This window comes from Fictibacillus barbaricus (assembly GCF_014635025.1).
Classification (GTDB): Bacteria; Bacillota; Bacilli; order Bacillales; family Fictibacillaceae; genus Fictibacillus; species Fictibacillus barbaricus.
The window spans coordinates 38,931-49,921 of sequence record NZ_BMCE01000009.1 but is presented as its reverse complement, the minus strand read 5'-3'; the positions used below and the strand labels follow the sequence as shown (position 1 = coordinate 49,921).

Sequence of the window (10,991 nt, the reverse complement as noted above, 5' to 3'; positions counted from 1 at the left end):
AGATTAAATTCTCCCTATGTTTTTCTTATGCAAAGTTTTATTTCAATATCTTCTGCAATCGGGTGCTTTAATGGAAGATTGATAGAGCTGTATTGTAGCTATTTTTTATTGAACTAACTGTTCAAACCTTTAATGTATAATCTTTATAAAAGGGTGATTGGGTTGGAAAGCGTTCCGAAGATAAGAGAGATATGGCTCGATGAAGAAATTAATGACCAGGAGTTTGCTGATACAATCAATAGCATTTACAAGCAAGAATGTTATATTTATGCGATTATTCCTGAATGGGAAGAAGAATTACTTGCCGAACTTTCAAATGATTTTGTAGTATTTAATAAAATTCCATTCCCGTTAACACGCATCTTTCCAAGAACAATGGGTTATGTAGGGTATATAAAGGATAGTAACAAGCAATATGTATATGAGTTTTATTTGCTGCATTCTACAATTGATTTTTTAGTGTTTTCAGATACAGATGCATCTCAATATTTAAACAACATCAACAAAAAGAACATTGATATTTACAAAATATTCGAATCAAACAAAATCCCTCATATAACCATTGGTCCTGATTGTCAGTGGCTAAATGTAGTTCAGTATTGAATTATTTTCTTATTCAACAAACGGGTGCGATTGCAGCAGAGTGTGACCCTCCTTTTTAAGGCTTGTTAGCAGTTATAGTACGAAATCAAACCTAAAATAGTATCTCGAACGGTGGGAATATGATGAATACAAGTATCTGGAACCGAATCTGGAACCTAATGAAACGAATGTTTGGAAATCGAGTTTATCATAGGAACCCCCTTCGTTTCGAGACAGAAACAGATGGGTTTATATATGGTGAAATAACTGATCACTTTGATTTTGATGAAGAGGAAGGTTGTACCTTTGGAGATGGCTTTGTACAGGCACCGAATGGCTCAAGAGCCGGTTTAATTTGGGATGGAAGTGAAAAACCATATTTATATACTTGTATTGAACCAGAAGATGATAGATGGGGAGTTTACAATGTTGGGTTTGTGAAACCAATAAAAACAATGAAAGATCTAATATTTAATTTTAAATCAGTGCTTCCATTGATTAAAGAAGCATATGACAGAGCAGAACGTGGAAGGTAGAATGTTCAACAATCGGGTGCATTTCTTTAAGAAGGAGAAATGTACTTTTTTATTGAATAAAGGGAGAATTGTTGTAAAAGTAAGGCACCAGAAAGAAGCTATAAATAATTTATGATCTGGGTGAGTTATGGAATTTAAATATCAGTTGTCGGGAAGAGGTTGGGCAAGCGGTAGTATTAAAATCAATAATAAAGAATTCAATTTTATAGCAAGTTATCTTACAGATTCATTAAGTGATCTTCTAAGGTCATTAATAACAATTACTCCTGGTTGTGTACCTTACCCTATAAATGAAAGTACTTTTATTATGGAGGAAGAACCTGAAAGATTAGTTTGGAAATTTGAGAAGCAAAATGACCGAGATGTATTGATAACAATAATAAAAGTAAGTGGAATTGAAAGAAGTATTTTATTTAAAGAACAATGTTTATTAAGTGATCTTATAAAGGTTGTTGTAAATTCAATAAGCAAATTATTAAAGAAGCATGGTATAGAGGGATATCGTGATAATTGGGTGAACCACGATTTTCCCATGAATGAATATCAAAGACTTGATAATTACATTAATAAGAAAGTTAAATAATTTAGTCAGCAATCGGGTGCATTTCTTCAAGAAGGGAATGCAATTTTTATTGAATTAAAGGCGTAGTTAATTAAATCAGCTTATATTAGGAGGATTAATAATAACCTTGTTTAATAAATTTAAGATATTTTCCTCTGAAATGAATGATAAACAAAAGCTAGATAAATTAAATGAACTTCAAAAGTATTACAATAATGAAATATTACATTCAATTCCACACGATGATTACGAAAAAATTGAGAAAGATTTAGGGATTCAAGAGAATGATCTATATGCTGATTTTGAAGAATTTACGATGTTGATAGCCGGTAGTTGTTCATATGTTTTCAGCAATAAGAAAATTCCTAAATATCAAAGGAATTTGTTATATGAAGACTTTTTCTCACTATATCCTCAAAATTCTATATTAAAAGAGTCACTAAGTATTTATATTTATCAATGTTTTCACAAAGAACTAAATTGCTTAGAAAACACTCGAAAATTAATACTACACATTATTGAAACCCGTTAACCTTTTTTTTAGAACAGGATTCTTTGATAAGTTATTCCACATAAGGCAGCTGCAGTTACTCGAGAAAAGGGCTGGTTAGTTTAAACAAGGAATGAAATTCTTAAAGGTATAAAATAGAATAATAAAACAACAAGAGTAGGTACGTTATGAAAATGGAAAAGCTTAAAGAAACTTTATTTGCTATGGGAACGTACACTTTTCTTTTTTTGTTCTTTTATAGCTTTATTGATAGTAATTGGACTAATAAAAAGTTAGTTAGTTTTCAAGATTATATTGGTGTATTGGGATTGATTTTAGTCATTGGATATATTGAAAGGTCTCAATCCGTTTTATCTAAAAAATATTATTATCTGATTAGAGTTTTGGCGTTATTGATAAGCATACTGTTGCAGGTGTTTCTAATATCGAAATAAGAAAGGTACTAAACCATACTTCTTCAACTAACGGGTGCATTTCTTAAAGAAGGAAAAATGCACTTAAATTAAAAACTACTCAAAAAATCACCTTTATGGTGATCTTTTTTATGGCGATGATAAATTAGATGCTTTCAAAGACATTTTATAATTAATAATAAGGGTTGAAACTTTTTCATTACCATTTTGCTCTAATGTACAGAAAGGAGGTTGAAAATGCTTGAACTTAAACTAGTTAAAAAGGCTATGAAGGGCAATAAAAAGGCATTAGAGGAGCTTTTGATTTTACATAGCGAGCAATTGTATCGAACGGCTTATATATATGTGAAAAATCGAGAAGACGCTCTAGATATCGTGCAGGAAACTTCTTATAAAGCCTTCAAATCCATTGAACAATTAAAAAATGAAGAGTATTTTCTGACCTGGCTCACAAAAATTCTAATTAATTGTTCTTACAGTTTATTAAATAAGAAAAAGAAAGAACTTCCTCTTGAAAACGTTACTAAATTGAAGACTAAGAACAGTGATATTGAAGAGAGTATAGATTTATTAGAAGCTATTGATCAGCTAGATGAAAAATATAAAAATACGATAATTCTCTTTTACATTCATGATTTACCCATAAAGGAAGTTGCTAAATTAATGAACATCCCTACAAATACCGTGAAGACCTATTTAAGTAGAGGGAAAACCCAATTAAAGAAAGGGTTAGGAGGAATGAACGATAATGGAGAAAAAGTTACTTCAACAAGCTTATGAAAGGATTGACGTGCCAAAAAATGATGTTTTGAATGCAATAAAGATCGGGAAAGAACGAGCAGTCTTTGAAGGATCTAATAAGAAAAGGTCATTTAAAAGAGTAGGTTGGTCAATTGTTGCAGCTGCAACTGTTATGATTACATCTAGTTTCATTTCTCCTTCATTATCAAAGGTAATGGCAAAAGTCCCTCTATTGGGGAACGTTTATGTTGTTTTCAACGATGCGGTGGGACGGAATCTCCAAACAGAAAATTTAATTACAGAACTAAATGAAGTGTACAGTCAGAACGGTATAGATGTTTCAATAACAAATGCTTATTATGATGGAGCAGTGGTTGGAGTAACCTTTTCTGTTAATGGGGACATCCAAAAAGAAGAGGATGGTACCGTTCAAGGGTTTTACGAGGTGTTCGACGGAAGCGGCGGAATATCAGACAGTAAAGAACTAGTTTATATGGAGCCTTCCCAAAATCAATTCGTTGGCCATATCCGATTAAATTATCCGAAAACACAGCTGCCGTCAGATACAACTTTTCCACTTGAATTTAAAAGAATAGGTGAAATAGAAGGAAACTGGAGATTCGATGTACCCATTAAACAATTACCATTTGAAACTATAGAAGTTGATAAAGAAAGTTATGATAATCAGGCCGATGTAAATGTAAATTTTGATTCAATTGTAAAAGGTAAAGCCTCAACAGCAATAAACTATACGACAACACTTCCTGTTGGCGGAAAAAAGGATCAGGTTAGATTAGAAATTTATGATGATAAAAGCAAGCAAATTGAAATTTCATCTGATGGGATAGATCTTGAAACCTTAGAAAGTAATGATAGCTTTGTAGTTAAGAATAGAAGTATAATTCCAGAGTCTTTAAAGGGAAGAACCAGTCATCTGGTGATCGTTCCAAAAGTAGCCATTTATGCCCCAAATCAATTCGTGAATCTAAAAGAAAAAACACCTGTCACGATTAAGGCTGCTAGGCAGGACCTTGCAGTAATGATCGAGAGAATTACAACTAGACAAGACCGTATAATCGTTGATTTTCAAATTCAAAATAAGGATACAAAGGATCAGAATTACTCGTTCTATAAAAATTTTGCATTCAATGATGTAACTCTGGTAAAGAAGTCAGAAAAAGAAATTTATCAAAAGTCTATGAAGCATTCATTAGAAATATTAAATAAGGAAGAATTAAGATTCAGAAACACATTTGATTTATCAGATGCGAAGAACTTTAAACTTAATGATTATGTATTAAGAATTAATATGAATTCTTTAAGTATGAACAATCCAGTCGAATTAAATAGAGTAAAAGTAAATTTAGACTAAAGCTCTTAATGAGTTTATTTTAAAATGAGTTCTTCAACAAACGGGTGCTATTATGGAATTAAAACTTAGATTTTAAGTTCGGTGAAATATTTATTAAAAATTTTAACAACTTTATTTTATCTTCGTCCTAAAATCAGGACGAGGGTATACGTGTTTAAAGTATCAAAATTAAATATCTTATTGTAATCTTGACATTTTTTTATTGCGGGTGGTGACAGCTTCGCTGGTACTACCCTACCTACGCATTCAAAGAATAAAGAGGAACCTCGTATGGTATTAAATACACAAATAAAATCTAGTTAATGTTATTTACCTCAATTTTAAAGGCTTTTTTTAAAATTACACACTTGCATATTCTTCATAACCGATGTTATTACAAAAATCTGATCATCCATTTGATGATCAGGATTATATCACCGAATTAAAATTAGATGGAATTCGGTTACTTTATACAGTGGATCTTGACGGTAACGTAAAATTATATACTCGTCACCACAATGAAGTTACCTTTAGATTTAAAGAGCTGCTAAATTTAGGATTTCCTCCTGGAACTGTAATCGATGGGGAAATAATTATAACGGATGATAGCGGGAAACCAGACTTTGAAGCTATAATGGCGAGATTTATGAGCAGTAAAAATAATGAACAAGTTACATACGTAGCTTTTGATATCCTAATGTATAAAGGTAAGTCAGTAAAAGGGCTGCCATTACTTGCCCGTAAGGAACTTCTTGCTGAAATTATTCCAGCCGACAGTCATTTATGTACAGCAGTAAAGTTTATAGAAAGTAATGGGCTCGGGTGTGAACTAAATTTTGTAACCCCCACTCATTAGAAGAGTGGGGGTTTAATGCGGTGGATTGTGCAGCTGGCGGTGTCGTTGATAACTACGATCGTGCTTTAGACTTTGAAGTACAAAAACGAAGTTATAACACTTACTAAAACTATTATACAGGGTGTTTACACTGGATTCCTTCAATGGAATCCAATTTTTTTACCTTGTAATTAACCATATGCCATCCTTTTGGCCCGTCATTAGCAATATTAACGGTAAATAAATAATGGGGTGTATTATGTGCCCTTTTGACAAAGGATACGTCTCTGAACCTGTTGAGGATTTCATCTCAGTTATTGTGACTTTAATAAAACCCCTTTAGATATTAAATGTCTTAATTTTATAAAAAGGTGTGATTAACTCAAGAGAATCATGATAAATAGTAGTGGAAAAAATAGAGATCCATACAATTAAAAGACTATTTTCTAGTGAAATTCTAAAAATCCCCCATTTTTCAACTCCAGTATCTTTCGAGTTTCTTCAATAAATTAAATCATATTACTTATTTTTTCTAGTTTATTTTACAAAAAACGACATAAACATTTATTTTCTTATTGATTCATTTAAAAAAAATTAATAAAAATCATAGAATAATCCCCCAATTTACTTGAATTGAAGCCTGTCCTATAATCTGAATTAAGAAATATTTCTGAATATTTAATAAATATTGAATTCCAATTGATACTAAAGACAGATCCGTATATTAAATACGAAGTTAAGTCATCAGCACAAACCTTCACATTTTTACAAATATATGAATCTACTATTTAGTTAGGAAAAGGAGAGTTTAAATGAGGAAGAGGAGAAACAAAAAAATTATTAATGTATTGACCGCCGCAGGCTTGGCTTCTGTAGTACTTTTGGCAACAAGTACTGGTAATTCATTTGCTAATGATGAAACCACTGGAGAAACGCCGGTCACTCAGGCGTTCGAGCAAAAGCAGAACAACACAATCGTCTCGACGCACACGGTTACTCTCGTCACGGGCGAGGTTGTAACACTTGAGAAATACGCCGACGGTATGCAGGCGGCTACTGTCGCACCGTTGTCTGATGGCAGTCCAACGGAAATAACTAAGATACAGGTGGGTAAAGAAGTCTACATCATCCCGGCTAAGGCGCAGCCGTACATCGATGCGGATGAACTTGACCGCGAACTGTTCAACATCACCAAGTTGGTTGAGTACGGATACGACGACGCTCATGGCTCTGATATACCGTTGATCGCGACTTACACAGGAACAGAGAGTATGACGGACAAAGCGTTAGATCAGGCCGCTCCGACAGGTTCAAAAAAGGACAAGGTATTAGATATCGTCAACGGTGTTGCGCTAAAGGCGAGCAAATCGAAGGCGAAGACGTTCTGGGAAGCGGTCGACGACGACAGCATCTCCGAGGGTACCGAACCGGAGCTTGCTGGAGGCATGAAGAAGCTGTGGCTTGACAAAAAGGTACAGGTGACCCTGGAACAGAGTGTACCTCAGATTGGTGCGCCAACTGCATGGGCGGCTGGATATAATGGAAAAGGCGTGAAAGTAGCTGTCTTGGACACTGGAATCGATTCGAATCATCCTGATGTTAAAGGATCGATTATAAAAACGAATAACTTCACCGGAGATCCTGATTCTATCGATCACCACGGACACGGTACGCATGTTGCTTCGACTATCGCGGGATCTGGCGCCGCTTCCGGCGGTAAATTAAAGGGCGTAGCTCCAGGTGCAGAACTTCTAATTGGGAAGGTGCTTAACAATGCTGGTTCAGGTTCTGATTCTGAAGTCATCGCTGGAATGGAATGGGCAGTCAAGGAAAAGGCCGATGTCGTCAGCATGAGTCTTGGTAATGCTAGTCCTAGTGACGGCGCAGATCCAATCAGTCAAGCGGTCAACAACTTGAGTCAAACCAGCAACACATTGTTTGTTATTGCTGCAGGTAATGCAGGACCAGATAAGAAAACCATTGGATCACCAGGTGCAGCCGAAAAAGCATTGACCGTTGGGGCAGTTAGCAAAACCGACGTCTTGGCTAACTTCTCAAGCCGTGGTCCCATTATTGAGAATTACCGAGTCAAACCAGAAATTACGGCACCAGGAGTAGGAATCGTAGCTGCTCGTGCTGCAGGAACCTCTATGGGTACTGTCTTTGACGCTAATTACACTACTGCTAGTGGTACATCGATGGCTACACCACATGTTGCTGGTGCTGCAGCCATTCTTAAACAAAGGCATCCAGACTGGTCAGCTGACCGAGTTAAGCAGGTGTTGGTTGGAACGGCTAAGCCAACTGCCAACGATACGGCATATCAGCAGGGAGGCGGACGTGTAAGCATTGATAAAGCTCTGGATGCGAACATCTATAGCAGTCCTGCAGTCGTCAGTCTTGGAAGTGCTGAGGAAACTAGTAAGCCGATCGAGAAGACATTTAATTACGTCAACCCATCCGATAGTGAGATGAAATTAACGCTTAATATGGTATCTAAAAATGAGACTGGAGCCCTGGCTCCGGATGGTATGTTTAAACTAAACCAGACAGAAGTAATGGTTCCTGCCCATAGCAGCAGTGCGGTGAAAGTGACGTTTGATCCGTCATTCGGAAATGTAAGCGATTACAAAGCGGTGGTTACGGCTACTTCAAGTGACGGTAAAACATTAAACACGACCATTGGTGCTACGAAGAAGGTACCATCAGTGGATTTAACTGTTCAAATGATCGACCGTAACGGAAACCCATCAAGTGGTGATGTCTTTGTGGTTAACCTTGATACGGGATTCAACAGAACGATCGTCCCAAATAGAGACACGGGGATCAAGATCATCGAAGTGCCGCAGGGGCGTTACTCAGTAATGGGTACCGTGAACACATACGATGAGGCTAATTGGCGAGTGGAGAACCATACCCTCGTAGGTGATCCTGATGTGGAGATTAACGCGAACAAGACGATCACGTTAGATGCCCAGTTGGGCAAAGAGGTCAAGATTGCTACTCCAAAGGAGTCCGAAGGGATGGGCTACAAATTAGGATACCGCCAGCAACAGCAAAATAATGGCATCCCGTTTACGATAGACTTCATGAAGGGCTATACGGCACCGTACTGGGATCACCCGTACGTGGTACCAATGGAGGAGCCGTTGACTACCGGCAAGTTCGAGTTCGACTTCCAGCAGCGCAGGTACGCACCTTTGATCCGTGCATCTTATGACGGAAATGGTGGTTCGATCCCGCTCGAGCATGTCATGTTTACTCCTAAGTTGGACGGCGAAAAGACACTGGAAGCAGTCAACCTCGGCTTTGCACGACCTGAAGACCTCAGCGGCAAGGACGTCTCTGGCAAACTGGCAGTCATCACTCGAGATGCGAAATCGACGATTACGGACCAGATCAAAGCTGTCACGGCTGCCGGTGCAGTAGGTGTCTTTATTGTTTACGACGGGCCAGGTATTTTCTGGACTAGCGTGTTTAAAACGGCTGGTATTACCATTCCGGCCTGGACCCTTCAACAAGACGACGGAGCGGTGCTCTTCGATCGAATCGAAAGCGGTGCTACTAGTATCAACTTGAAGGGTATCGCCAACAGCCCGTACGTGTACAACATGGCGATGATGATTCCGGATGTGATCCCGGCTAACCCAGTCGACGAAGTGACTGCAGAAAACTCTGCAGTGGTGAATGCACACTACCGCAGTACAAAAGGAAGAGTACTCGGCGAGACCCTTACTGCGATCCGCCCAGGAGAGGTTGGGACCTTCTCGGTTGTGGAATTTGTCGACGGGCCACTTGACCGTGAGGAGTGGTACTCAACCGGTAGCATGTCGCCGACTATGAAGGATATGCAATGGTCCCACGCGGTTTATGACGACAATCGTATAAGCCGTAGCATGAAGGACATATTCCGCAACTACCTGCCGGGTGAGAAGCACGAAGAGACATGGCTGGGCGCGGCGAACGGTCCTGCTGAATCAGAGAACACACAGGCGTTCCGTGAGGGAGACAAATTCAACCTCAACATGCAAGCACATAGTGACAGCCAACCGGGGCACTGGGGCAATTTTGGATACCCTGAAGACACGACGATGGTTCGGGTGTACCAGGACGATAAGCTCCTCACACAGAGGAAATGGTTCTCGTTGAGTACGCCGCAAACGGTCAGCCCTAACCCAGCGACCTACCGAATCACGATGGACACTGCGCACCCGACGGGGTTCATAATGTCTACAAAGACCAGCACTGCGTGGACGTTCAAGTCTGAGCGACCAGCAAGTGGGCAGGAAACCCTAGCGCTTCTGTGGCCGAAGTATGACATTAAACTTGATGAGGAGAACAAGGCAAATGGTGGCATTACTGACCACTTTGATCTATCATTCGAACTTCAATCAGGTGCTACCCCAGACATTAAAGGGGTCGAGGTCGAAGTATCCACTGACGACGGAGAAACCTGGAGCAAAACAAAAGTGGATAACAGGCAAGATGGCCACTACAAAGTGTGGGTGAAAAACCCAGACACTGGCTACGTTTCGCTTCGCATCAAGGCATGGGACGCAAACGGCAGTCAAATCGAACAAACTATAATTAAGACTTACGCTGTGCGCTAACACTCGTGGCAGATGCTAAGGGTTGGCTAACTGGGGCTTTAGCTTAAATGTGGCAGACAATGGAACTTTAGACATCAAAAACTTAAAGTTGCATAACCTGTAGTAGCTTTATGTTAAAGCTACCAAGTAAATAACCCTTTATTCCATTTGGAATAAAGGGTTATTTTTTTAAAATAATTAATATAAAATAAACCCTACATTCTATCTCATTTATCATTTTTTTTTGGGGATTGCACGAAAATTGCACCGTATACATTTATAAAAGGGGTAGTGCCAACTTTTTATTACATTTCTAAGGCTTATATTGAAAAACTTGATAAATAAGGCGATTCCCTAAAATGGTCGTTTTAGGGAGTTCGTAATAAGAACCCTCTGACAATCTAACATAGAAATATTTCTGTTCTATTTCTGTTCCCTCAATCCATCCCTAAATCAAATTACCTTTTCACAAGGGTATTTACCTTAAGGGAAAGCCTTAAAGTAAGAAAAAGCACTATTTTATTTCCATAAAATGTCTTAGCGTGGGTTTTACATTGTTTTCCATAGTCGCCTAAATCAAACCGGCAATCAGATACGTCCAACATTGTAGCTTCAAAATAAATTTAAGTTTAATGTATTAGCAGTCGAGAACGTTCCTCAGTCTTTTAGTTCAACTGTAAATAAAATCAAACTAATATCATCGTACCGTATATATAAAAAAATTCCTTATTCTAAAGCAAAACTTGAAAGTGAGTATACTGTACTTAAAAGGATACGCAATGATTTGTGCTATTGATGAAACTCCCATTCCTTACGCGGTTTCATCGCTATTCTTGTCACCCGTCACTACGTACACAGCCACGCGGTATTA

Annotated in this window: 8 protein-coding genes; all 8 read left to right on the top strand. The window is 38.0% G+C overall.

Annotation, left to right across the window (positions count from 1 at the left end):
- Positions 1 to 162: 162 nt before the first annotated feature.
- Positions 163 to 603 (top strand): hypothetical protein, encoded by a 441-nt coding sequence (locus IEV52_RS21675; protein ID WP_188404636.1) that lies wholly within the window; start codon positions 163 to 165, stop codon positions 601 to 603.
- Between the two features lie 122 nt (positions 604 to 725).
- Positions 726 to 1,118: a 3-deoxy-8-phosphooctulonate synthase gene (locus IEV52_RS21670; RefSeq protein WP_229754413.1), complete on the top strand. Its 393-nt coding sequence runs from the start codon at positions 726 to 728 to the stop codon at positions 1,116 to 1,118.
- Positions 1,119 to 1,245: 127 nt separating this feature from the next.
- The gene (locus IEV52_RS21665) at positions 1,246 to 1,701 is read left to right on the top strand and encodes a hypothetical protein (protein ID WP_188404635.1); all 456 of its coding nucleotides are present in this window, start codon (positions 1,246 to 1,248) and stop codon (positions 1,699 to 1,701) included.
- A 106-nt stretch (positions 1,702 to 1,807) separates the two neighbouring features.
- Positions 1,808 to 2,212, top strand: coding sequence for a YxiJ-like family protein (locus IEV52_RS21660; RefSeq protein WP_229754412.1), 405 nt, complete (start codon positions 1,808 to 1,810; stop codon positions 2,210 to 2,212).
- Between the two features lie 629 nt (positions 2,213 to 2,841).
- Positions 2,842 to 3,384: a sigma-70 family RNA polymerase sigma factor gene (locus tag IEV52_RS21655; RefSeq protein WP_188404634.1), complete on the top strand. Its 543-nt coding sequence runs from the start codon at positions 2,842 to 2,844 to the stop codon at positions 3,382 to 3,384.
- Positions 3,353 to 4,717, top strand: coding sequence for a DUF4179 domain-containing protein (locus tag IEV52_RS21650; protein WP_188404633.1), 1,365 nt, complete (start codon positions 3,353 to 3,355; stop codon positions 4,715 to 4,717). Before IEV52_RS21655 ends, IEV52_RS21650 begins: the two co-directional genes overlap by 32 nt.
- A 367-nt stretch (positions 4,718 to 5,084) precedes the next feature.
- Positions 5,085 to 5,552, top strand: a complete 468-nt coding sequence (locus tag IEV52_RS21645) for an ATP-dependent DNA ligase (protein ID WP_188404632.1) — start codon at positions 5,085 to 5,087, stop codon at positions 5,550 to 5,552.
- Positions 5,553 to 6,343: 791 nt separating this feature from the next.
- Positions 6,344 to 10,141, top strand: a complete 3,798-nt coding sequence (locus IEV52_RS21640) for a S8 family serine peptidase (RefSeq protein ID WP_188404631.1) — start codon at positions 6,344 to 6,346, stop codon at positions 10,139 to 10,141.
- The last annotated feature ends 850 nt before the right edge of the window (positions 10,142 to 10,991 follow it).